At 63.3% G+C, this 24,414-nt stretch carries 19 protein-coding genes; 13 read left to right on the forward strand and 6 right to left on the reverse strand.

Annotated features, from left to right (window positions below; translation table 11 throughout):
- The first annotated feature begins 39 nt into the window (after positions 1-39).
- Both PC358_RS12345 and PC358_RS12350 read left to right on the forward strand, forming a co-directional pair.
- Positions 40-831: a dienelactone hydrolase family protein gene (locus tag PC358_RS12345; RefSeq protein ID WP_033699881.1), complete on the forward strand. Its 792-nt coding sequence runs from the start codon at positions 40-42 to the stop codon at positions 829-831.
- A 74-nt stretch (positions 832-905) separates the two neighbouring features.
- Entirely contained in the window at positions 906-1,607 is a 702-nt protein-coding gene (locus PC358_RS12350) for a 4'-phosphopantetheinyl transferase family protein (RefSeq protein WP_033699882.1), read from the forward strand.
- A 3-nt stretch (positions 1,608-1,610) separates the two neighbouring features.
- Here PC358_RS12350 and PC358_RS12355 read toward each other — a convergent pair whose 3' ends face one another.
- Together PC358_RS12355 and PC358_RS12360 are read right to left on the reverse strand one after the other, a co-directional pair.
- Complete coding sequence (locus PC358_RS12355; protein ID WP_033699883.1) at positions 1,611-3,218, reverse strand: ATP-binding protein; 1,608 nt, start codon at positions 3,216-3,218, stop codon at positions 1,611-1,613.
- On the reverse strand, positions 3,215-3,913 hold the full coding sequence (locus PC358_RS12360; protein ID WP_033699884.1) for a response regulator: 699 nt from the start codon (positions 3,911-3,913) through the stop codon (positions 3,215-3,217). The genes PC358_RS12355 and PC358_RS12360 overlap by 4 nt, the downstream gene beginning before the upstream one ends.
- A gap of 624 nt (positions 3,914-4,537) precedes the next feature.
- Here PC358_RS12360 and PC358_RS12365 point away from each other — a divergent pair.
- Both PC358_RS12365 and PC358_RS12370 read left to right on the forward strand, forming a co-directional pair.
- Positions 4,538-7,417, forward strand: a complete 2,880-nt coding sequence (locus PC358_RS12365; protein ID WP_033699885.1) for a ribonucleoside-diphosphate reductase subunit alpha — start codon at positions 4,538-4,540, stop codon at positions 7,415-7,417.
- A 586-nt stretch (positions 7,418-8,003) separates the two neighbouring features.
- Positions 8,004-9,254: a ribonucleotide-diphosphate reductase subunit beta gene (locus tag PC358_RS12370; protein ID WP_033699886.1), complete on the forward strand. Its 1,251-nt coding sequence runs from the start codon at positions 8,004-8,006 to the stop codon at positions 9,252-9,254.
- 206 nt (positions 9,255-9,460) lie between these two features.
- Here the strand turns inward: PC358_RS12370 and PC358_RS12375 are convergent, their stop codons facing one another.
- On the reverse strand, positions 9,461-9,922 hold the full coding sequence (locus PC358_RS12375) for a GNAT family N-acetyltransferase (RefSeq protein ID WP_033699887.1): 462 nt from the start codon (positions 9,920-9,922) through the stop codon (positions 9,461-9,463).
- Between the two features lie 101 nt (positions 9,923-10,023).
- Here PC358_RS12375 and pdxR point away from each other — a divergent pair, with 101 nt between their 5' ends.
- From pdxR to PC358_RS12420, 9 genes are all read left to right on the forward strand, one after another.
- Positions 10,024-11,502, forward strand: a complete 1,479-nt coding sequence (pdxR, locus tag PC358_RS12380; protein WP_033699889.1) for a MocR-like pyridoxine biosynthesis transcription factor PdxR — start codon at positions 10,024-10,026, stop codon at positions 11,500-11,502.
- 377 nt (positions 11,503-11,879) lie between these two features.
- Positions 11,880-13,118 carry an OprD family porin gene (locus PC358_RS12385; protein WP_033699891.1) on the forward strand — a complete coding sequence of 413 codons (1,239 nt, stop codon included), beginning with the start codon at positions 11,880-11,882 and terminating at the stop codon, positions 13,116-13,118.
- A 239-nt stretch (positions 13,119-13,357) separates the two neighbouring features.
- Complete coding sequence (locus tag PC358_RS12390; RefSeq protein ID WP_033699892.1) at positions 13,358-14,164, forward strand: NAD-dependent epimerase/dehydratase family protein; 807 nt, start codon at positions 13,358-13,360, stop codon at positions 14,162-14,164.
- Positions 14,165-14,189: 25 nt separating this feature from the next.
- Positions 14,190-15,068, forward strand: coding sequence for a glucurono-1,5-lactonase (locus PC358_RS12395; protein WP_033699893.1), 879 nt, complete (start codon positions 14,190-14,192; stop codon positions 15,066-15,068).
- 65 nt (positions 15,069-15,133) lie between these two features.
- Positions 15,134-16,105: a TRAP transporter substrate-binding protein gene (locus PC358_RS12400; RefSeq protein WP_033699894.1), complete on the forward strand. Its 972-nt coding sequence runs from the start codon at positions 15,134-15,136 to the stop codon at positions 16,103-16,105.
- A 66-nt stretch (positions 16,106-16,171) separates the two neighbouring features.
- Positions 16,172-16,699 carry a TRAP transporter small permease gene (locus tag PC358_RS12405; protein WP_033699895.1) on the forward strand — a complete coding sequence of 176 codons (528 nt, stop codon included), beginning with the start codon at positions 16,172-16,174 and terminating at the stop codon, positions 16,697-16,699.
- Positions 16,700-17,980: a TRAP transporter large permease gene (locus tag PC358_RS12410; RefSeq protein ID WP_033699896.1), complete on the forward strand. Its 1,281-nt coding sequence runs from the start codon at positions 16,700-16,702 to the stop codon at positions 17,978-17,980. It begins immediately after the preceding gene.
- A gap of 51 nt (positions 17,981-18,031) precedes the next feature.
- Entirely contained in the window at positions 18,032-18,955 is a 924-nt protein-coding gene (locus tag PC358_RS12415) for an EamA family transporter (RefSeq protein ID WP_033699898.1), read from the forward strand.
- A 25-nt stretch (positions 18,956-18,980) separates the two neighbouring features.
- Positions 18,981-19,850 carry an aldose 1-epimerase gene (locus PC358_RS12420; protein WP_033699900.1) on the forward strand — a complete coding sequence of 290 codons (870 nt, stop codon included), beginning with the start codon at positions 18,981-18,983 and terminating at the stop codon, positions 19,848-19,850.
- A gap of 48 nt (positions 19,851-19,898) precedes the next feature.
- Here PC358_RS12420 and PC358_RS12425 read toward each other — a convergent pair whose 3' ends face one another.
- The 3 genes from PC358_RS12425 to PC358_RS12435 all read right to left on the reverse strand — a co-directional run bounded on the left by PC358_RS12425 (position 19,899) and on the right by PC358_RS12435 (position 24,395).
- Positions 19,899-21,194, reverse strand: a complete 1,296-nt coding sequence (locus tag PC358_RS12425; RefSeq protein WP_033699902.1) for an MFS transporter — start codon at positions 21,192-21,194, stop codon at positions 19,899-19,901.
- Between the two features lie 192 nt (positions 21,195-21,386).
- Positions 21,387-22,283 (reverse strand): LysR family transcriptional regulator, encoded by an 897-nt coding sequence (locus PC358_RS12430; protein ID WP_033699904.1) that lies wholly within the window; start codon positions 22,281-22,283, stop codon positions 21,387-21,389.
- An 81-nt stretch (positions 22,284-22,364) separates the two neighbouring features.
- On the reverse strand, positions 22,365-24,395 hold the full coding sequence (locus PC358_RS12435; protein ID WP_033699906.1) for a pyridoxamine 5'-phosphate oxidase family protein: 2,031 nt from the start codon (positions 24,393-24,395) through the stop codon (positions 22,365-22,367).
- Positions 24,396-24,414 lie beyond the last annotated feature (19 nt).

The raw sequence follows: 24,414 nt of genomic DNA on the forward strand, positions 1-24,414 counted from the left end.
GCTGAACGAACCGTTTGCGATGAACAAGGAGTAGTGAACATGCGTGCCCTGCTGGCCTTGACCCTGATGTGCAGCGCCGCCCTTGCCCAGGCGCAAGTGGTGACCCGCGATATCCCCTACCAGGACGACGAAGGCAAGCGCTTTGTCGGCTACTACGCCTATGACGATGCGCTGGACGACAAGCGCCCGGGCATCGTCGTGGTGCATGAATGGTGGGGCCTGAACGACTATGCCAAGCGCCGCGCCCGCGACCTGGCGGCCCTGGGCTATAAAGCGCTGGCCATCGACATGTACGGCGATGGCAAGCACACCGAGCATCCGCAGGATGCCCAGGCATTCATGGCCGAGGCAATGAAAGACCCGGCAGCGGCGGCCGCGCGCTTCGACGCAGGCCTTGAGTTGCTGAAAAAGCAGCCCAACGTGAACAAGCACCAATTGGGCGCCGTGGGTTACTGCTTTGGCGGCAAGGTGGTGCTCGATGCGGCGCGCCGGGGTGAGAAGCTGGACGGCGTGGTGAGTTTCCATGGGGCATTGGCCACACAGACCCCGGCCAAGCCCGGCGTGGTCAGGGCCGACATACTGGTCGAGCACGGCGCGGCAGACAGCATGGTGACCGAGGAGCAGGTTGCAGCGTTCAAGGCGGAAATGGACGCGGCCAAGGTCAATTACCAGTTCGTCAGTATTCCTGAGGCCAAGCATGGGTTTACCAACCCGGATGCCGACCGCTTGAGCCATGGCGAGCATGGCGGGCCAGACATTGGTTACAACAAAGCGGCTGATGAAAGCTCGTGGAAGGATATGCAGGCGTTCTTCAAGAAGGCGTTCCAGTAATGATCGCTGGGGGCGCAAGCGCCCCCGACGCGCCCACCTCCCCTACAGCCGCTACGGCTGGCACAATACCCCCCATGAACACACTCCCCACCTGCTGCGCCCCGCTTCAGCACCACTGGCCCCTGCCCCGCCCGCTGCCAGGTGCGGTGCTGGTCAGTTGCGCCTTCGACCCCGCCCGCCTGGCTGCCGACGACTTCCAGCGTGCCGGCATCGTCCCCAGCGCCAGCCTGCAACGCTCGGTGGCCAAGCGCCAGGCCGAGTACCTGGCCGGCCGTGTCTGCGCCCGTGCCGCGCTGCAACGCCTGGACGGCCGCAACTACGTGCCAGCCAGCCATGAAGACCGCTCGCCCATCTGGCCCGCCGGCATTCACGGCTCGATCACCCACGGCCAAGGCTGGGCCGCCGCCGTGGTCGCCGGCCAGGGCAGTTGCCGCGGCCTGGGCCTGGACCAGGAAGCGCTGCTGGACGACGAACGCGCCGAGCGCCTGCTGGCCGAAATCCTCACGCCCGCCGAAATAGAGCGCCTGGACCGCCGCCAGCTCGGCCTGGCAGTGACCCTGACCTTCTCGCTCAAGGAAAGCCTGTTCAAGACCCTCTACCCGCTGACCCGCCAGCGTTTCTATTTCGAGCACGCCGAGGTGCTGGAATGGTCGGCCGAGGGCCTGGCCCGCCTGCGCCTGCTCACCGACCTATCGGCCGAGTGGCAGCAGGGCACCGAGCTGCAAGGCCAGTTCTGCCTTCAGGACGGCCACCTGCTCAGCCTGATCAGCGTCTGAGCCCTACAGCGGCGCCTGTGCCCGCGGCCAGCTCAGGCTGAAGCAGGCACCGCCGAGGGTTTCGCTGCGCCCTACCGTGGCCCGGCCTGCGTGCCAGTAGATGATCCGCCGAACGATCGACAGGCCCAGGCCATGCCCGCCCGACGCACGGGTGCGGCTGTCGTCGAGCCGGGTGAAGGGCGTGAAGATGCGGTCCCAGAACCCTTCCGGGATACCCGGGCCGTCGTCTTCCACGTCGACCCGGCAGCGTTGCTGACCCAACTGGTAGCTCAGGCGCACCTCGGCCTCGGCATGGCGCATGGCGTTGCTCACCAGGTTCTGCAGGGCCCGGTGCAGGTAGCGCGGCTCGGCTTCGACCCAGGCGCCTTCGCTCTCACCCCCTTGGCATGCGCCGCGCACCACCTTGATTTCAGCGCGCAGCGGCGCCAGCTCCTCGATCACCCGGTCCAGCAACGCATCCAGGTCGACCCGCTGGAACTTCAGGGCCGGTGCGCCTTGCTCAAGCCGTGCGTAAGTCAGCATTTCGTCGACCAGTTTGTCCAGGTCCTGGATGTCGCCATCCATGCCAGCCAAGTGTTTGGCACGGGCCTGCTCAGTGCTCGCGGTCTCTATCATCTCCAGGCCAAAACGCAGCCGCGCCACCGGCGTGCGCAGCTCGTGGGACACCGCCCGCACCAGCTCGCGCTGCATGGTCAGCGAGCGCTGCAAATGTTCGGCCATGCCGTTGAATGCCGCAGCCAGGCGCCCGACCGAATCGGCATCGCCAGCCGGTACCCGCGTGTCGAGGCTGCCCTGGGCAATACGCGTGGCGGCGACCTCCAACCCCGACACACGCCGCTCCAGCTGACGCACCAGCAGGTACACCACCAGCCCGATCAGGCACAGCCCAAGGAAGGCGATCAAGATCAGCAGTTGCGGCGGATAGGGGTTCAACTGATGCAACGGGCCGATTTCCAGCACCCAGGGCGAGCCCGACAGCCCGGCGAATACCCGGATCGAATCGCCATCCTTGCCCAGGGCCATGACCGTGTCGCCCTCCTCGACCCGGCGCCGCTGGTCGTCATCCAGGCCAACCCGCTCCAGGCGCTGCAAGGCAATGTCAAAACCAAAGCCCTTGCTCTGCTTGAGTTGCGCCAGGCGTTGCTGCTGCTCGGTAACCGGGTAACGCACCAGTTCGTCGGCCAACAGATAAAGGGTGGCCCGCGCCAGTTGCTCGCTGACCTGCTTCACCTGGGCCACCAGCAGCACCTCCTCGCGGCCGACCTTGCGCAGCACCTGGGCGGCGTGCGGGCCGGTCTTCTCGACCACCACCAGGCCACGGTACAGGCGGGCACGCTGGCCGCCATCGAGGGTACGCGCCGACATCGGCTGCAGCGCCAGCGGCACCCCGAGCAGGCGCTCCCACATCAGCAGCGAACGCTTGCGTTCGGTTTCGTTCTGCCCGGCCAGGTTGTCAGCCATCAGGCTGAAGGTACCCTGGGCCAGGCCCTCGCGGTGCTGGGCGGCGCGCACTTCGTTGACCAGGTGCAGGCTGAGCACGCCGAGCAGCGCCACCAGCACCAGCACGGCGAGCATGCCGCCATAGATGCGCAGAAAGATCGAGTTGTTCATGGCGCCTCGCCGACGAACAGGTAGCCCTTGCTGCGCAGGGTCTTGATCAGGCGTGGGTGGATCGGGTCGTCACCGATCTTGGGGCGGATCTTGGAGATGCGCACATCGATGGAGCGGTCCTGGCCGTCGTAGCCGACACCGCGCAGGGCGGTGAACAGTTGCTCGCGCGACAGCACCCGGCCGGCGTTGCTGGCCAGCAACCAGAGCAGGTCGAATTCGGCGCCGGTCAGGTCTATCAGCTGCTCGCCCAGCCGGGCTTCGCGCAGGCGGTTGTCGATGCGCAGCGCACCAAAGGCCAGGGCCTGGCGCTTGCTTTCCGGCGCCTCGCTGCGCCGCAGCAGGGCCTGGATACGGGCCAGCAGCAAGCGCGGGCGCACAGGTTTGCAGACATAGTCGTCGGCGCCCAGGTCCAGCCCCTGCACCTGGTCGAGCTCGTCGCTGCGGGCGGTGAGCATGAGGATCGCGCCCGCGTACTGGCTGCGTACCCGGCGGCAGATGCTCAGGCCGTCTTCACCGGGCAGCATGAGGTCGAGCACCACCAGGTCGGGCTGGCTGTCGACGATTCGCCGCACGGCGCGGCCACCATCGCCCTCGACGGCCACATCGAAGCCGTTGGCCTGGAGGTATTCGGCCGTGAGCTCGGCCAGGCGCTGGTCGTCTTCAACGATGAGGATGCGCGGTGCGGGTTGGTCCATGGCCTGTGCCTTTGCAATTGTTGTTGTTCTGTGGCCGATACTACGTGCCGCCCCGGGTACTGCCAACCGGCCAGCGGTGCCGCACAAGCCACTGGACTGAACCGTTTTTTGTGGTAGGGTTCGCGCCCTCAAAATTCTGCCTTGGGGCAGCGAGCGAAAGAAAAATACTGCAAACCACTTGGCACAAGGCCTACAGGCCATACCCACAAAGTACGCACAACTTATCCACAGGCGCTCGCCTTGCAAAGACCCCAATACCGCATTATCTTGTATCCCGATCGCAGCGAACCACTAGATGTTGGGGTTCGTGCAAAATCACACACAAAAGTCAACCCGGCAAATTATTCGATTTTACGGTTGAACTTCAGGTGATCTGACCAGCCATACCGCTCCAGCGGAGTACTGAACTGCAACAGCTTTTGGGCTCAGCCCAAAGCCTTTGACTTCGGCCAGGGAGCGGCAAGCTATTGCCCCTTATTCCTGAGTCTGTCCCGAAGTCGGTACACCCGAGCGGGCGGATGCGCGCGCATGACGCATCCCCCGCCAGGTGATCGAGCAAGTGGACGGAACGGTGGGCGCTCAAAAGGCGCCTGTACAATATAGAAACTGTGGAGACACCCACCCATGCAAACCGACACAACTCGCGAGAACCCGCAGGCCCAGGTGCCGCAGGCCGCCGATGCCAACCAGGATCTGGCTGCCACCGCGCCCGGCCAACTGCGCGTGATCAAGCGTAACGGCACTGTCGTCCCCTACACCGACGACAAGATCACCGTGGCCATCACCAAGGCGTTCCTCGCAGTTGAAGGCGGCACCGCCGCCGCTTCGTCGCGCATCCACGACACCGTCGCGCGCCTGACCGAGCAGGTCACAGCCACGTTCAAGCGTCGCATGCCATCGGGTGGCACCATCCACATCGAAGAAATCCAGGACCAGGTCGAACTGGCCCTGATGCGTGCCGGTGAGCAGAAAGTCGCCCGCGACTACGTGATCTACCGCGACCAGCGCGCGAAAGAGCGCGCCACCCGCGCCAACACCGACGCTGTGGTCGAGCCGCACCCAAGCATCCGCATCACCCTGGCCGACGGCAGCATGGCGCCGCTCGACATGGCGCGCCTGAACACCATCATCAGCGAAGCCTGCGAAGGCCTGGCCGAAGTCGATGGCGACCTGATCCAGCGCGAAACCCTGAAGAACCTGTACGACGGCGTGGCCATCAAGGACGTCAACACCGCCCTGGTGATGACCGCCCGTACCCTGGTCGAGCGTGAGCCGAACTACTCGTTCGTCACCGCCCGCCTGCTGATGGACACCCTGCGTGCCGAAGGCCTGGGCTTCCTCAGCGTTGCCGACAGCGCCACCCACCACGAGATGGCCGAGCTGTACGCCAAGGCCCTGCCCGCCTACATCGCCAAAGGTATCGAGTTCGAACTGCTGAACCCGGCCCTGGCCGACTTTGACCTGGAAAAACTGGGCAAGGCGATCAACCACGAGCGCGACCAGCAATTCACCTACCTGGGCCTGCAGACCCTGTACGACCGCTACTTCATCCACAAGGATGGCGTGCGCTTCGAGCTGCCACAGGTGTTCTTCATGCGCGTGGCCATGGGCCTGGCGCTGGAAGAGAAAGAAAAAGAAGCCCGTGCGATCGAGTTCTACAACCTGTTGTCGTCCTTCGACTACATGGCCTCGACCCCGACCCTGTTCAACGCCGGTACCCTGCGCCCGCAGCTGTCCAGCTGCTACCTGACCACCGTGCCGGACGACCTGTCGGGCATCTACCACGCGATCCACGACAACGCCATGCTGTCGAAATTCGCCGGTGGCCTGGGCAACGACTGGACCCCTGTGCGTGCACTGGGCTCCTACATCAAGGGCACCAACGGTAAATCCCAGGGCGTCGTACCCTTCCTGAAAGTGGTCAACGACACCGCCGTTGCGGTCAACCAGGGCGGCAAGCGCAAGGGCGCTGTCTGTGCCTACCTGGAAACCTGGCACCTGGACATCGAAGAATTCATCGAGCTGCGCAAGAACACCGGTGATGACCGTCGTCGTACCCACGACATGAACACCGCCAACTGGATCCCTGACCTGTTCATGAAGCGCGTCTTCGATGACGGCAAGTGGACCCTGTTCTCGCCGTCGGAAGTGCCAGACCTGCACGACCTGACCGGCAAGGCCTTCGAAGAGCGCTACGAGTACTACGAAGCCCTGACCGAGTACAACAAGATCAAGGTGTTCAAGACCATCCAGGCCAAAGACCTGTGGCGCAAGATGCTGTCGATGCTGTTCGAGACCGGCCACCCATGGCTGACCTTCAAGGACCCGTGCAACCTGCGTTCGCCGCAGCAGCACGTGGGCGTGGTCCACAGCTCGAACCTGTGCACCGAGATCACCCTGAACACCAACAAGGACGAGATCGCGGTCTGCAACCTGGGCTCGATCAACCTGCCGAACCACATTGTCGATGGCAAGCTGGACACCGCCAAGCTGCAACGCACCGTGAACACCGCCGTGCGCATGCTCGACAACGTGATCGACATCAACTACTACTCGGTGCCGCAAGCGCGTAACTCGAACCTCAAGCACCGCCCGGTCGGCCTGGGCATCATGGGCTTCCAGGACGCACTGTACCTGCAGCACATCGCCTACGGCTCCGACGCTGCCGTCGAGTTCGCCGACAAGTCGATGGAAGCGGTCAGCTACTATGCGATCCAGGCTTCCTGCGACCTGGCCGACGAGCGTGGCGCCTACGAGACCTTCCAAGGTTCGCTGTGGTCCAAGGGCATCCTGCCGCTGGATTCGCAACAGATCCTGATCGAAGCCCGTGGCCAGAAGTACATCGATGTCGACCTGAACGAGACCCTGGACTGGGCACCGGTGCGTGCTCGCGTACAAAAAGGTATTCGTAACTCGAACATCATGGCCATCGCGCCGACCGCGACCATCGCCAACATTACCGGCGTATCGCAGTCCATCGAGCCGACCTACCAGAACCTGTACGTGAAATCGAACCTGTCGGGCGAATTCACCGTGATCAACCCGTACCTGGTCCGCGACCTGAAGGCCCGCGGCCTGTGGGACTCGGTCATGATCAACGACCTGAAGTACTACGACGGTTCGGTGCAGCAGATCGAGCGTATTCCACAAGAGCTCAAAGACCTGTACGCCACTGCGTTCGAAGTCGAGACCAAGTGGATCGTCGATGCCGCCTCGCGTCGCCAGAAGTGGATCGACCAGGCTCAGTCGCTGAACCTGTACATTGCCGGCGCTTCGGGCAAGAAGCTGGACGTGACCTACCGCATGGCCTGGTACCGTGGTCTGAAAACTACCTACTACCTCCGTGCCCTGGCCGCGACCAGCACCGAGAAGTCGACCATCAACACCGGCAAGCTCAACGCCGTTTCCAGCGGCGGCGACAGCGCCCCGGTCCAGGCTGCCGGCCCGGCACCAGTGCCGAAAGCTTGCGCCATCGACGAGCCTGACTGCGAAGCCTGCCAGTAAGGCCTGATGCCGCAAAAGGGGTGCCCACGGGTGCCCCTTTGCGGCATTTTTGTATCTGCGCAGTGGCCGGCTGAACGCGGTTCTGTAGGAGCGGCCTTGTGTCGCGAAAGGGCTGCGCAGCGGCCCCAGGATTTTAGCGTCGCCGCGGGTATCCATGGGGCCGCTACGCAGCCCTTTCGCGACACAAGGCCGCTCCTACAAGAATCGCGCCAGACACAACATAATGTGCTGCTAAAATTAAAACACACCACATGTAGTGCCATGCGCTTTTTGCCGCTACACTTCCACCCCGTAGATGCCGACACAAGCCTCGTGAACGGACGCACCTAAAACCGGTCGAAAAAGTTACCCCCGACCGCCAGACACGCGCCCCGATCGAAGACGAATTCCGGTATACTGCGCCCCCTCTGAAAAGGGCACCCATTCAAGTCCCTGGCCCCTCCCCGAGGCCTGGCCAGGCACACGTCAGATGTAACGAGAGTCAGCCTCTCGAGCTGTCCATTCGCCGTAACGGCCTTGCGTCAGGCATCACATTCTTAAAATCCAACCGGTTGCCTCAGGGCAACCCTCAAGCAGGAGCCAAACCATGCTGAGCTGGGACGAATTCGACAACGAAGACGGCGAAGTAGCCGCCAAAGGCAACACCCCTGCGCAGGCCAACGCCGCCGCCACCCTCGACAAGCTCGACAGCGCCGGCGGTGCCGCCGCCCTGGAAGCCCGTGCTGCTACCGCTTCTGACTCCGAAGCCGTAAAACGCGCCAAGGCCGCCCTCGACGCCCTCGACGTTGCTGAAGGCCTGGCCGAGCTGGAAGGCTCCGCTGCCCGCGTTGCGGTCGACGAAAAGCGCATGATCAACTGCCGCGCCGACCTCAACCAGCTGGTACCGTTCAAGTACGACTGGGCCTGGCAGAAGTACCTCGACGGCTGCGCCAACCACTGGATGCCGCAAGAGGTCAACATGACCGCCGACATCGCCCTGTGGAAGAGCCAGGACGGCCTGACCGAAGACGAGCGCCGCATCGTCATGCGCAACCTGGGCTTCTTCTCCACCGCCGACTCCCTGGTTGCCAACAACCTGGCCCTGGCCGTGTACCGCCTGATCACCAACCCGGAGTGCCGCCAGTACATCCTGCGCCAGGCCTTCGAAGAGGCGATCCACACCCACGCCTACCAGTACTGCATCGAGTCGCTGGGCATGGATGAAGGCGAGATCTTCAACATGTACCACGAGATCCCGTCGGTCGCGAAAAAAGCCGCCTGGGGCCTGAAGTACACCCGCGCCATCTCCGACCCGGAATTCAACACCGGCACCCCGGAAACCGACAAAGAGCTGCTGCGCAACCTGATCGCCTACTACTGCGTACTGGAAGGCATCTTCTTCTACTGCGGCTTCACCCAGATCCTGTCGATGGGCCGCCGCAACAAGATGACCGGCGTTGCCGAGCAGTTCCAGTACATCCTGCGTGACGAGTCGATGCACCTGAACTTCGGTATCGACGTGATCAACCAGATCAAGATCGAGAACCCGCACCTGTGGGATGCCTCGATGAAGGAAGAAGCGACCCAGATGATCCTGCAAGGGACCCAACTGGAGATCGAATACGCCCGCGATACCATGCCGCGTGGCGTACTGGGCATGAACGCCGCGATGATGGAGGACTACCTCAAGTTCATCGCCAACCGCCGCCTGACCCAGATTGGCCTGAAGGAAGAGTACCCAGGCACCACCAACCCGTTCCCATGGATGAGCGAGATCATGGACTTGAAGAAGGAGAAGAACTTCTTTGAGACGCGTGTGATCGAGTATCAGACTGGCGGGGCTTTGAGCTGGGATTGATTGTCCGGGCTGAGAAACAAGAAGGCTGCCAATTGGCAGCCTTTTTTTTGGGCTGTACGTTAGTGATCAATCAATCCCGTGCCTTGGTAACAGTACTGTGTGCTGCCGCCTTGGCGGGTAAATCATGTCTTCGGTTTGTACCCAGGGCATGCCCACTCCCACAGGATATGCGCCGGGCTGTACAAACCAGGTGGGTCAGCTCGCATTCAAGCCAGCGCCATCCGGTATTCGATCACCCCGGGCTTCTCAGCGATCCAGTCGTACAGCCGCTGTGCGGTCTGGTTGGTTTCCTGGGTATGCCAGTAGAGCCGGTCACAGCCCTTCTCCTGCGCCTGGCCCTGCACAAACTCGATCAACTGCTTGCCCACCTTCTTGCCCCGTGTGCTCGGGCAAACGAACAGGTCCTCCAGGTAGCAGAAGTCGTTACGCCCCCAGGTCGAGCGATGGAACACATAATGGACGAAGCCGAGCACCCGCTCACCGTCCGTGGCCACGGCGCAGTGCACGGGCTCGGCCGGGTCGAAGAAACGGGCCCAGGTCAGTTCGGTCGTGGCCTTGCTCAGCTCTACTTTGTAGAACGCCTGATACTGCTCCCAATACGCGCTCCATTGCTGCAAATCGCTCTGCTTCAACTCGCGAACCGAAACCAATGTTTGTGCAACTGTCATGGTGAACCCCTCTCAATGTGGGAATGGTCGGAAAACAGGTGCATTTATAGCGATAGAATGGCCTGAATAGCCCCGCCACTTTTCGCAAGTGAAGCAGACCAATGTTCAAACATGCACAGTTGCAATCGGTAAAAGCCTGGATGAGTGACCCCGCCCATGGGGCGTTGTCGCTGCACGTACGGATCCAGAGGGCGATTCGCCAATTGATCCTTGAGGGCGCATTGCCGGTCGGCAAGTCGCTGCCGGCTTCACGCCCGCTGGCGCTTTCCCTGGGCGTCTCGCGGGATACCGTCGAGGCGGCATACAGCCAGTTGCATGCAGAGGGCTTCATCGAGCGTCGGGTGGGCAGCGGAAGCTTCGTGTCACAACGCGCGCGGCACCTGCCGCGGCGCAAGCGCCAACGCGAGGTGCTCTGCGATGAGCCAGCTCACCTGAGCCGCAGAGCAATGGCCGTGCTGCAGAGCGGGGGCGTGAACAACTTCCAGGGGCCGCGCCCGTTCGCACCGGGGGTTGCCGAGACCCGGCAGTTTCCCCTGGCAACCTGGGAGAAGCTGGAGCGCCAGGTTTACAAGCAATATGGCACCCAGGCGCTGGAGCACAGTGCGCCACAAGGCATGCCTGCGCTGCGCAGCGCGATCGCTGACTACCTCAACCTCGAACGGGGGGCTCAGGCGACTGCCGATCGGGTGCTGATCCTCACCAGCTCGCAGCAGGCACTTGGCCTGTGCGCCCAAGTGCTCATGGATGCCGGCGATCAGGTGCTGGTCGAAGACCCGCTCTACCAAGGCACCCGCAAAGCCATCGCCGCCGCAGGCCTCGTAGGCGTGCCCGTGCCGGTGGATGAAAACGGCATGCGGGTAGAGGACATGGCGCGGCTGGGCGTCAATGCCAGGGCGGTTTTTCTTACGCCCTCCCACCAATACCCCACCGGCGCGACCTTGTCGCTGGACAGGCGCCTGCAGGCGATCGAATGGGCCCGGCAGCAGCGAGCCTGGATCATCGAAGACGACTACGACAGCGAGTTCCACTACGAAGGCCGGCCGACTGCCTGTGTGCAGGGCCTGGACGCGCATGACCGCACGCTCTACATCGGTACCTTCACCAAGTCGCTGTTTGCCGGCCTGCGTATCGGCTACCTGCTGTTGCCCCCCTCGCTCGTCGCGCCGATGACCAGCGCACGCACGCTGCAGGACGGGCATAACGCGTCCATTGCGCAACTGACCTTGGCAAGGTTCATGGAGGGCGGGCATTACACGGCTCATGTGCGGGCCATGCGGGCGCTGTATGCCGAGAGACGGGACGTGCTGGCTGAGCTCGTGCACAAGCATCTGGGGGCGTTTCTGGCGCCGTGCATCCCGGCCGGCGGGCTGCAGATGCCCTGCCATTTCGTGCAGGGTTTGCCTGAAGAGGCGGTGGTCGAGGCGGCGCGCGTGGTAGGGATTGATCTGCTGGGGCTCGGCAGTTTGTATGCGACGCCGCGCAATGATACCGGCCTGTTGATGGGGTTCGCGGCGCAGACGCCAGCCGAGATGCGGGTAGCGGTGGAGGCGCTGGCGAAGGTGTTTGCGCGGGTGAAATAGGGGCTGGCTGCCGCCGCCTTCGGGTGCCGTTTTGGGTTCACGGGTGCATGTCTTGAGTGTTGCATTCGCGATCCCCGTCGAGAACCTGCACCAAAACCAAGGTCATAGTACCTCCACAAAACCATCGCACCACAAAGCGTTGACATCCCCCTCCCCACTTGCTAAAAATCGCCCAAGTTGTACGACAACGCATAACAAAAACAACAATCAGTGGAAGATCCCATGTCGACACACCTCGCGCACTACCCTCGCCGCTCGCCTGTCCCGTTTTCACCCCCTAGGCCCTGACCGGTCCGTTACCCACCCGCCCTCGCCGCAGGCCGCTTGCGCGTGCCCGGTGGACGGGCTGCCACACCCCTTTGTGGAGCACAACAATAATGAAAATCTGCCAAACCCTCCCCTTTGCCCTGCTGGGCGCCGGCATGCTCGGGAGCCTGCCGGGCACTAGCGTGGCGGCGGGCTTCATCGAAGATTCCAAGGCCACGCTCGGCCTGCGCAACTTCTACATCAACCGCAACTTCACCAACCCCAGCAACACGCAAAGCAAGGCCGAGGAATGGACGCAGAGCTTCATCCTCGATGCCCGCTCGGGGTTCACCGAGGGGCCGGTGGGGTTCGGTGTGGATGTGCTGGGGCTGTGGTCGGTCAAGCTCGATGGCGGTGGCGGCACCTACGGCACCGCGCTGCTGCCGCGCCACGACGATGGGCGGCCGGCCGATGATTACGGGCGGCTGGCGGTGGCAGGCAAGGCGCGGATCTCGAAGACCGAGCTGAAGATCGGGGAATGGATGCCGGTGCTGCCGATTCTGCGTTCCGACGATGGCCGTTCGCTGCCGCAGACGTTCCGCGGGGGGCAGGTCACCTCCAACGAGATCGCCGGGCTGACGCTGTATGGCGGGCAGTTCCGTGGCAACAGCCCGCGCAACGACGCGAGCATGGAGGACATGAGCTACGGCGGTGGGCTGTCGGACCGCTTCAACTTCGTCGGCGGCGAATACAAGTTCAACCAGGACCGCACGCTGGTCGGGCTGTGGAATGCAGTGCTCAAGGACGTCTACCAGCAGCAGTACCTGCAACTGAGCCACAGCCAGCCAGTGGGTGACTGGACGCTGGGTGCCAACCTGGGCTACTTCCATGGCGATGAAGACGGCTCCGAACGTGCCGGGCAGCTGGACAACAAGACCTATTCGGGGATGTTCTCGGCCAAGTACGGCGGCAACACCTTCTGGGTCGGCCTGCAGAAGGTCGATGGCGATACCTGGATGCGGGTCAACGGCACCAGCGGCGGGACGCTGGCCAACGACAGCTACAACTCAAGCTTCGATAACGCCAATGAGCGGTCGTGGCAGGTGCGGCACGACTTCAACTTCGTCACCGTCGGGGTGCCTGGGCTGACATTGATGAACCGCTACATCAGCGGGCAGGATGTGCACACAGGGGCGGTTACCGATGGCAAGGAATGGGTGCGCGAGACGGAGCTGGCCTATGTGATCCAGAGCGGGGCGTTCAAGGACTTGAGTGTGAAGTGGCGTAACTCGAGTATTCGCCGGGATTACAGCAACAACGAGTTCGATGAGAACCGGTTGATCTTCAACTACCCCCTGTCGCTGTTGTAACCCAGGCTTCCCTGTAGGAGCGGCCTTGCGTCGCGAAAGGCCCGCAAAGCGGGCCCAGCAATGGCGGGGCCGGTAGAGTCCTGGGGCCGCTGCGCAGCCCTTTCGCGACGCAAGGCCGCTCCTACAGTTGACCACCTGACCAGGCGAAGCCGCACACGCCTCATTGACAACAGCCAACGCCACTGCCAATAATCAATGAAGTCATACGACAACCTACAACAACTAACAATGAGCCGGCCATGACCACTACCCCCCTCAATCGCCTGCTGCTCACCGGAGCCGCAGGCGGCCTGGGCAAGGTCCTTCGCGAACGCCTGCAAGGCTACGCCGAGGTCCTGCGCCTTTCCGATATCAGCCCGATGGCGCCCGCTGCGGGCCCGCATGAAGAAGTCGTGACCTGCGACCTCGCCGACAAAGCCGCTGTGCATGCACTGGTCGAAGGCGTAGACGCCATCATCCACTTCGGCGGCGTGTCCACCGAGCATTCCTTCGAAGACATCCTCGGCCCCAACATCTGCGGCGTGTTCCACGTCTACGAGGCGGCGCGCAAGCATGGGGTCAAGCGCATCATCTTCGCCAGCTCCAACCACACCATCGGCTTCTACCGCCAGGACGAGCGCATCGACGCCCACGCCCCGCGCCGCCCCGACAGTTACTACGGGCTGTCCAAGTGCTATGGCGAGGATGTCGCCAGCTTCTACTTCGACCGCTATGGCATCGAGACCGTGAGCATTCGCATCGGCTCCTCGTTCCCGCAACCGCAGAACCCGCGCATGTTGTGCACCTGGCTCAGCTACGACGACCTGGTGCAACTGATCGAGCGCGGGCTGTTCACGCCAGACGTCGGCCACACCGTCGTCTATGGCGCCTCCGACAACCGCACCGTGTGGTGGGACAACCGCCATGCCGCGCACCTGGGCTATGAGCCCAAAGACACCTCCGAGGTGTTCCGCGAAGCGGTTGAAGCGCAACCGGCGCCTGCCGCCGATGACCCGAGCATGGTCTATCAGGGCGGCGCCTTCGCCGTGGCCGGACCGTTCAACTGACCCCAGCGCGCCAGGAGGCACGGCCATGAATTGCGAACTGATCGTCGACGCCCGTAACGGTACCGGCGAGAGCCCTGTGTGGCACCCCACCGAACAAGCCCTGTACTGGGTCGATATCCCCGCCCGCCAGCTGCATCGCTGGCAGCCTGACGGTGCCCACCACACCTGGCAAGGTGACGAAATGCTGGCCTGCATCGCACGCACCGAACAGGGCTGGGTTGCAGGGATGGAGAGCGGCATCTTCGCCCTCGAAACCCAGGCCGATGGCAGCCTCGACAGCCGTTTGCTCAGTCGCGTCGAACATGCCATGGGCGGCATGCGCTTCAACGATGGCCGCTGCGACCGCCAAGGCCGCTTCTGGGCTGGCACCATGCTGATGGACATGCCGCAAGGCGCTCCGGTCGGGGCGCTGTACCGGCATGACGGCGAAGGGCAGTTGCACCTGCAGCAGGACGGCATGATCGTGCCCAATGGCCTGGCCTTCAGCCCCGACGGCACGCGCATGTACCTCTCGGACTCGCACCCCAACGTGCAGAAGATCTGGGTATTCGACTACGACATCGACAGCGGCACGCCCCACAACAAACGCCTGTTCGTCGACATGCAGGCCTTCCCCGGCCGCCCCGACGGCGCCGCCATCGATCAGGATGGCTGCTACTGGATCTGCGGCAACGACGCCGGCCAGATCCACCGCTTCACCCCCGATGGCCGCCTCGACCGCTCACTGAACGTACCGGTGAAGAAACCCGCGATGTGCGCCTTTGGCGGCGCCAACCTGGACACCCTGTTCGTCACCTCGATCCGCCCTGCGGGCATCGACCTCTCCGACCAGCCGCTGGCCGGTGGGGTATTTGCCTTCGAACTCGGCGTCAAAGGCCTGGAGGAGCCCGCCTACCGAGGCTGAACAACCGCTCTGCCAACAACGCTCGCACAAACGAAACCGGATAATAAAAACCACGGAGTTTCAACATGACCTTCAAACGCAAGCTGCTCCTTGCCGTACTCCCCTTCGCCTTCAGCCTGTCGATGCCGGCCTCCGCGCTGGACATCAAGTTCGCCGAAATCCACCCGGCCGGCTACCCGACCGTGGTCGCCGAACAGAACATGGGCAAGAAGCTCGAAGCCGCCAGCAATGGCGAAATCACCTTCAAGATGTTCGCCGGTGGGGTACTCGGCTCCGAGAAGGAAGTGATCGAGCAGGCGCAGATCGGTGCCGTGCAGATGACCCGGGTCAGCCTGGGTATCGTCGGCCCGGTGGTGCCGGATGTGAATGTGTTCAACATGCCGTTCGTGTTCCGCGACCATGAGCACATGCGCAAGATCATCGACGGCGACATCGGCCAGGAGATCCTCGACAAGATCACCAACTCCGAATTCAACCTGGTGGCACTGGCCTGGATGGATGGCGGCTCGCGCAGCATCTACACGAAAAAACCGGTACGCAGCCTGGAAGACCTCAAGGGCATGAAGATCCGCGTGCAGGGCAACCCGTTGTTCATCGACATGATGAACGCCATGGGCGGCAACGGCATCGCCATGGACACCGGCGAGATCTTCAGCGCCCTGCAGACGGGCGTGATCGACGGCGCCGAAAACAACCCGCCGACCCTGCTCGAACACAACCACTTCCAGAGCGCCAAGTACTACACCCTCACCGGCCACCTGATTTTGCCGGAGCCGGTGGTGATGTCCAAGACCACCTGGAACAAGCTCACCGCCGAGCAGCAAACACTGGTGAAGAAGGTCGCACGTGAGGCGCAGATGGAAGAACGTGCGCTGTGGGACGCCAAGTCCTCCGCCAGCGAAGAGAAGCTCAAGGCTGCAGGCGTCGAGTTCATCACGGTCGACAAGAAACCGTTCTTCGAGGCCACTGCATCGGTGCGCGAGAAGTACGGCGCGCCGTACGCCGACCTGATGAAGCGTATCGACGCCGTCCAGTAATACCGGCCCCTTCCAAGACGACCTCGGCAGTGCGGCGGCCGCCGCCCTGCCGCTTTGGTGATGCCTATGAAATCGCTTTTCCTGAGCGTGAACGACACGCTGTACCGCAGCTGCATCTGGATCGCGGGCCTGTCGATCCTGACCATGACGCTGATCATTCCGTGGGGCATCTTCGCCCGCTACGTGCTGGGCACCGGCTCCAGCTGGCCAGAGCCGGTCTCGATCCTGCTGATGGTGGTGTTCACATTCGTCGGTGCCGCGGCCAGCTACCGCGCCGGGGCGCATATGGCGGTGGGGATGATCACCGACCGTTTGCCACCGCTGCAGCGCCAGCTGGTCGCGCTGCTGGTGCAACTGCTGATGATCGTGGTGTGCGTGTTCATGACCTACTACGGCACCAAGCTGTGCATCACCACCTGGAACCAGTCGCTGGCCTCGCTGCCCGGTGTGCGGGTGGGCATGACGTACGCGCCGATCCCCGTCGGTGGCGTGCTGACGTTGATGTTCGTGCTGGAAAAACTCCTGCTGGGCGATCAGAGCAACCGCAAGGCGGTGCGCTTCGACCAGGTAGAAGAAAGCGAAGGAGCGGCATAAATGGATGCGTTCATTCTGTTGGGCAGTTTCATCGCGCTGATCCTGATCGGCATGCCGGTGGCCTATGCGCTGGGCCTGTCGGCACTGATCGGCGCCTGGTGGATCGACATCCCGCTGCAGGCGATGATGATCCAGGTCGCCAGTGGGGTTAACAAGTTTTCGCTGCTGGCGATTCCGTTCTTCGTGCTTGCAGGCGCGATCATGGCCGAAGGCGGTATGTCACGCCGGCTGGTGGCGTTCGCCGGGGTGCTGGTGGGCTTCGTGCGCGGCGGGCTGTCGCTGGTCAACATCATGGCCTCGACGTTCTTTGGCGCAATCTCTGGCTCTTCCGTGGCCGACACCGCGTCGGTAGGTTCGGTGCTGATCCCGGAAATGGAGCGCAAGGGCTACCCGCGCGAGTTCTCCACCGCAGTGACCGTCAGTGGCTCGGTGCAGGCGCTGCTGACCCCGCCCAGCCACAACTCGGTGCTGTACTCGCTGGCCGCCGGCGGCACGGTGTCGATCGCCTCGCTGTTCATGGCCGGGGTCATGCCCGGGCTGTTGCTGAGCGCAGTGATGATGGGGCTGTGCCTGATCTTCGCGAGGAAACGCAACTACCCCAAAGGCGAAGTGATCCCGCTGCGCCAGGCATTGAAGATCGCCGGTGAGGCGCTGTGGGGGTTGATGGCGATGGTCATCATCCTCGGCGGTATTCTGTCGGGCGTATTCACCGCGACCGAGTCGGCAGCCGTGGCGGTGGTCTGGTCGTTCTTCGTGACCATGTTCATCTACCGCGACTACAAGTGGCGTGACCTGCCCAAGCTGATGCACCGCACGGTACGCACCATCTCGATCGTGATGATCCTGATCGGCTTTGCCGCAAGCTTTGGCTACGTGATGACGCTGATGCAGATTCCCTCGAAGATCACCACAGCGTTCCTGACCCTGTCGGACAACCGCTATGTGATCCTCATGTGCATCAACTTCATGCTGTTGCTGCTGGGCACGGTGATGGACATGGCGCCGCTGATCCTGATCCTCACCCCGATCCTGCTGCCGGTTATTACCGGCATCGGCGTGGACCCGGTGCACTTCGGCATGATCATGCTGGTGAACCTGGGCATTGGGCTGATCACACCACCGGTAGGTGCGGTGCTGTTCGTGGGGTCGGCCATCGGCAAGGTGAGCATCGAGGCCACGGTGAAGGCGCTGCTGCCGTTCTACCTGGCGCTGTTCATGGTGTTGATGGCCGTGACCTACATCCCGGCCATCTCGCTGTGGCTGCCGAGCGTCGTGCTGTAAATGCCAATGGGGCTGCGCTGCAGCCCCGTTCTCTGCAAATGGATCCTGCACATGGCTGTTCCCTCTTCTGTCGCAACCCTCTTTCCGCGCAAGCTGGCAATTGCACTGCTGGCGCTGCTGGCGTGCGCGTTCGCCGCCAACCACATCGCCGCGCGCATCGCGTTCGATGACGGCACCGGCGTGCTGCTGGCGATCCTCTGCCGCTCAGGCATTACCTTCCTGGTCCTGGCTGGCCTGCTGTTGTGGCAGCGTCAGGCACTCGGCATGCCGGCGGGCACACGGCGCTGGCAATTGCTGCTCGGCCTGCTGATTGCCACGCAGAGCCTGTGCCTGTATTCGGCGGTGGCGCGCATTCCGGTGGCACTGGCGCTGCTGGTGGGCAATACCTTCCCGATGTTGCTGGCACTGCTTAGCTGGGCGCTGGGCGGTGCGCGCCCGACCGGCCGTACCGTGCTGTTCATGGGCCTGATCCTTTGTGGCCTGGTGCTGGCGCTGGATGTGCCGGCACGGCTGGCCGACAGTGGCGATGCCAACCCGCACTGGGCCCTGGGTGTCAGCCTGGCATTCTGCGCTGCATGTGTCTTCGCCTGCGCCTTGTGGATCACCGATCACAAACTGGCAGCCGTGCGCGGCCCGGTACGCAGCCTGCTGACCTTGCTGATCGTGTTCTCCAGCATGCTGGTCGCCGGCGTCAGCGGGGTGATGCCTTCGGGGTTGTCACTGCCCGTCAGCGCCAGCGGCTGGGCGGCCTTGGCCAGCCTGGTGGTGCTGTATGGCGTGGCCTTTACCCTGCTGTTCGTCTGTGTGCCACGGCTGAACATGGCGCAGAACGCGCCGGTGATGAATATCGAGCCGATCGCCACCTTGCTGCTGGGCTGGGCGTTGCTCGATCAACGCCTGAGCACCCTGCAGTTGATCGGCGGGGCCGTGGTGGTGTGCGGCATCGTGCTGCTGACCTACCGCCGGGCGAGCTGACCACACACTTTCGAAGGAGCCACTGATGGCTGTGACCGAACTGCACCTGCAAGACCACCTGACCCGATTGAGCCTAACGCCCGACCTGGGCGCCAGCCTGATCAACTGGCAGGTGAAGGCGACCGGGCAGGCGCTACTGCGCCACTCCGACCCCGCCGCGCTGGCCAGCGGTACGCCGCGGCAGCTGGCCTGCTACCCGTTGGCGCCGTGGTCCAACCGGATTGCCGAAGGGGGCTTCGCACGGCCCGAGGGCTGGCTGGCCTTGCCGCCCAACACCGCCCACGACCCTTACCCGATTCATGGCAGCGCCTGGCAGCAGGCCTGGCATGTGGACCACCACAGCGAGCGCCGCGCCCGGCTGTCTCTCGACAGTACGCTGCCATTTGCCTACCGGGCGACGCTGGATGTACACCTGCATGAGGGTTGCCTGAACCTTGACTTGCATGTTACCCACCTGGACGAAGCTGCCACCTGGTACGGACTGGGGCTGCACCCTTACTTCCCCCGCTACCCCGACACCCGGCTACGGGCAGCGGCGCAGCATGTGTGGCTGGCGGAAGAAGGCCGGCTGCCGTCACACCTTGCAGAGGTGCCTGCAGATTGGTGCTTCGAGGCGCCGGGCGCGTTGCCAGCGACGGGTGTCGATCATGCGTTTGGGGGTTGGCCTGGCAGTTGCGTGATCGAACAGCCCAGCGCGGGCTATTCGCTGGCCTGCACGGCCAGTGGCTGCGAGCACTTCTTGTTGTTCTGCCCACCAGGCAAGGCGTTCTTCTGCTTTGAACCGGTCAGCCACCCGATCAATGCGCACCACCTGCCAGGGCGACCAGGCTTGCGATTGCTGCAACAGGGTGAAGAAATGAGCCTGGGCTTCAAGATGCAATACCAGGCCTTGTAACCGCTTTGCCTGCAGTGGGGCTGCTGCGCAGCCCCACCATCACACGCCTTACGCCAGAGCCCCAGCCGCGACCGCAGCAGGCCTGTCATCCGACGCCCCCCGCACCTCCCGCGCGACCTTCCACACCAGCACCGCCGCCACGATATCGAACGCCGCCAGCACCACGAACAGCGGGCTATAGCCAATCTGCGTCACCAGGATGCCGAACACCAAGGTGAACACTGCCGCGCCCAGGTAGCCGCACATCCCGCCCATGCCCGTGGCGGTCGCCACCTGGTCCTTGCTGAACGAGTCCGAGGTGATCGAGTACAACGCACCTGACAGCGTCTGATGCGCGAAGCCACCAATACACAGCAGCAGGATCGCGGTGTACGGGCTTTCCACCAAGCCGATGCACGCTGGGCCGATCATGCAGCTGGCACCGAATACCAGCACCATCTTGCGCGAGGTGAACAACGACACCTTGAAGTAACGGTGGAACATCGGGCTCAGGTAACCACCGAGCACGCAACCGATGTCGGCGGCAAGGAACGGCAGCCAGGCGAACATCGCCACTTCTTTGATGTTCATGTGCCGCTCGGTCATCAGGTACAGCGGGATCCAGGCATTGAAGGTCTGCCAGGCCGGTTCCGAGAGAATCCGCGCCGAGGCGATGGCGTAGAAGTTGCGGGTCTTGAAGATACGCTTCCAGGCGCCCTTCTCACGTTTCTCTTCCTTGAAGTGTGCTTCCTGGCCGGCAAGGATGTAGTCGCGCTCGTCACTGCTCAGGCGCTTCTGATCACGCGGGTGCTTGTAGAACAGCATCCACAGCAAAGTCCAGACGATGCCGGACGCCCCGACGATGACGAAGGCCAGCTGCCAGCCACTGTGCAGGATTGCCCACACCACCAGGGGAGGCGCCAGCAATGCACCGAGCGAGGAGCCGATGTTGAACCAGCCGATGGCCACCGAACGCTCCTTGGCCGGGAACCACTCGGTGGTGGCCTTGACGCCGGCGGGCAGGCCCGCCGCCTCGGTCATGCCTAGCAGCCCACGCATGAACGCCATGCTCTGCCAGCCCGTGGCCAAGGCAGCGCCGGCACAGGCCACCGACCAGGCCATGGCGAACACGGCAAAACCCAGCTTGGTACCGATGAAGTCGATGAACCAGCCAGCGATCGGCTGCATGAGGGCGTAGCACACCTGCCAGGCAGCAACGATCTTGGCGTATTGCTCGGTGGTGATGGAGAGGTCGGTCATCAGGGTGGGGGCAGCCACCGAGAGGGTATTGCGGGCGAGGTAGTTGACGACGAGCCCAGCCGTGACAAGGCTGACCATCCACCAACGGATGCCTTTCATCTTCATGGTTCACCTGAATATTATTTTTAGAGGTGCGGGTGATTGGCTCAAGGCCGGCAGCGGCTAATTGAGACAATTTGTTTCAGGCGAAAGATTGCCATGTCATAGGTCGTCGTACAACATAAATTATCACTGCATGAGCTGATCAAGCTGCCAGCCACAAATAATTTCGGCAGAGAAAAGGCTAGTTGTACGACCTCAATCCAATCCTTGAGCCCGCAGTTCATGGGCCAGCATGTCGATGAATGCCCTCACCTTGGCCGATCCGTATTTGCTCTCACGGTGCAACACATGAATCGGCCAGGGCGCCTCCTCGTACTCGGCAAGAATCACCTGCAATTGCCCACTCGCCACCTCGTCCGCCACCTGGTAAGACAACAACCGTGCAATCCCCAACCCACCGCTGGCTGCGGCAATCGCCCCGTCATTGCTGGTCACCGTCAGCCGGGGCTTCATGCGCACCAAGGTCGGTTCATCGGTGACGCCGAAGCGCCAACCCGCCCGGGGTGAAAGGTTGGTGGTGCCGATTACCGCATGGTCCGGCAAATCCGAGGGGTGCTGCGGTACGCCGTGGCGCGCCAGGTAGTCGGGCGAGGCGCAGAGCATGCGCCGCACCCTACCCACCCGCAGTGCCTTCAGCCCCGAGTCTGGTAGCGGGCCGATGCGCACGGCCACGTCCATGCCCTCCTCGACCATGTTGACGATGCGGTCGAGAAAGTAGGCAGATACATCCACTTCGGGGTACTGCTGCAAGTACCGTACGATGCACGGCATGACGAACTTCTTGCCGAACAGGATCGGCGCGGTGACGGCCAGATCGCCCTTGGGCGTGGCGTTGATGCCAGCGGCCGCCTCGTTGGCTTCGAGGATGCTGGCAAGTATGTGGCGGGTGTCTTCCAGGTAGCGGCCTCCCGCCTCGGTCAGACGCACGCTGCGCGTGGTGCGCAGCAGCAGCTTGACACCCAGCTGCTCTTCCAGTGCACTGACGGCACGCGTCACCGCCGCAGGCGAAATGTCCAGCCGGCGAGCGGCGGCGGCGAAGCTTTCCAGCTCGCCGACCGCGACGAATACCTTCATCAGGTGGATGTGGTCCATGCCGGCTCCTGGGCCTAGGGGTGGGGGGATTATCGGTTATCAGTAGGTTTTGTGCTGCTGCAAGAGCCCTTGCAGACCGCATCAAAGTTCCAGCACCAGGGCCTGCCCGCCCTCCCCCACGTTGGCCGGCACTGCACAGCAGATCAACACCGTGCCCTCATCAGGCATTTCTGCTGGCGGGTTCGGGTAATGCACCTGGCCACTCACTACCCGGGTCTTGCAGGTGCCGCATGAACCGCCCCGGCAACTGAAGTCCGGCGACAGTCCGCGCGCCTCGGCAAGCTCCAGCAAGGTCCCGCTGCCCGGTGCCCAGCGCGCCTCCTTGGCCGAGCTGGCAAAGTACACCGGCACGGGTTCGCTCGCAGCCGGCGGCTGTTGCAGCACAGGCTGGTCGTCATCGGTGTGCCGCCTGAGCGTCGAGGGCCCGAAGGCTTCGGCATGGATGCGAGCGTCGGGAACGTTCACGGTGCGCAACCCTTCGTACAGGTCCTGGGTAAAACGGGCGGGGCCGCACAGGTAGAAGTCATAGTCATCCAGCGTCAGCGTGGCCTTCACCTGCTCGATGCCCAACCGGCCAGCATGTTCGTAATCGCGGCCCAGCACAGCCTCTGCTTCAGGCTGGCTGAGGCAGCGGTACAGGCCCAACAGCGCGCCAGCCTGCCGCTGCAGGCTGGCCAGCTCCTGCTGGAACGGTAAATCCGCCAGGCTGCGGGCACCGTGAAACAGGTGAATACGTCGGGCCTGGCGCTTGGCCAATTGCTCGCGCAACATGGCGATGAGTGGGGTGATGCCCACGCCCGCGCCGATCAGTACGATCGGCCGTTCGCTTTGCTCATCCAGGGTAAAACTGCCCATGGGCAGCCGCACGTCGAGCAGGTCACCCACAGCGATGCGTTCATGCAGATAGCGCGAGGCCGGGCCCTGGGCCTTGACGCTGATGCGCAGGTAGCCGTCCGACGGCGCGCTGGAGACGCTGTAAGTACGCACCAGCGGGGCGTCACTGCCCAGCGCGATACGCACAGGGATATGCTGCCCCGGCGCAAACTGCACGGGTGCATCTGCCGCCAGGTAGAAGGAGCGTATATCCCGGCTCTCCTGCTCCAGGCGCACCACGCGCCACGCCAACCACTGGCGCTGGCGCTCGCGCTGCTGCAGGCGCGTGTCGGCCTCTGCCCAGGTACCGGTCATCAGGCTGGTCGGCGCGTATTCCTGGAACGCCCAGCGCAACGACACCGCTTTCGGGCGCCACACCACCCGCTCGACCTCCAGGGTCCACAGCCGCTCAGCCCCCTCGAAGGCGGTGATGGCAGGGCTGTCCAGTATCACCTCGGCACGCCCGGACAACTGCAGTACATTGCCCGTGGCAAAGTCGATGAACAGCAAGCCAGCCAAGGGGTTGACCAGCAAGTTGCCCAGCGTGTTGAAGTGCAGGTTGCCGGCGTAGTCGGGAATGCTCAGGCGGTTGCCTTGGACCTTGACGAACCCTGGCCGGCCGCCGCGGTGGGACACGTCCACCGAACGCTGGCCGTCTTCGTGGTCGACGTAGCTTGCGACGAAAAAGGTATCGGCCATCTCGATCATGGCAACGGCGCGGGCATTGAGTGCTGTCGCATCGAAGCGACCTTGTGCGGGCTCATCGATACGGGTGTAGTCGCGCCGTTGAATGTACTGCGGGCAGTTGCCGAACGACTGCTCCACGGTTACTTGCAGCTGGCCGTTGGTTGCCTGGCTGATCATGCCGTTGATGCGGTTGCGCCGGCGGGTATGCAGTTCGATGCCCAGCAGCCCGATCGCCTGCCCGCCCGCCAGGCCTTGTGTGGCAGGGTCATCTGCGTTCAGGTACGCATCGATCGTCAGCTGCCGCGGGTGGGGCGAGCTGACGAAGCCTTCCGGGCCTTCGAGCAGCGTCGCCCACGGTTTGCCATAGGCATCCACGCTGCCCGCCACCATGAACGGCAGTTGCTGATAGAACGCGCGATGCTGATCGGGCATGTGGTCGCGGATTACCTTCTGCCCGAACACCTCCATGCGCTCCGACACACCGACCTTTTCCTGCAGGGTCTTCTCACCGCTGTGCCAAGGTGACGAGCGATGGCCTGGGAGCTGATGCATGGTGGCATTCCTCGGAAGG

The sequence above is a fragment of the Pseudomonas capeferrum genome, assembly GCF_000731675.1.
Classification (GTDB): Bacteria; Pseudomonadota; Gammaproteobacteria; order Pseudomonadales; family Pseudomonadaceae; genus Aquipseudomonas; species Aquipseudomonas capeferrum.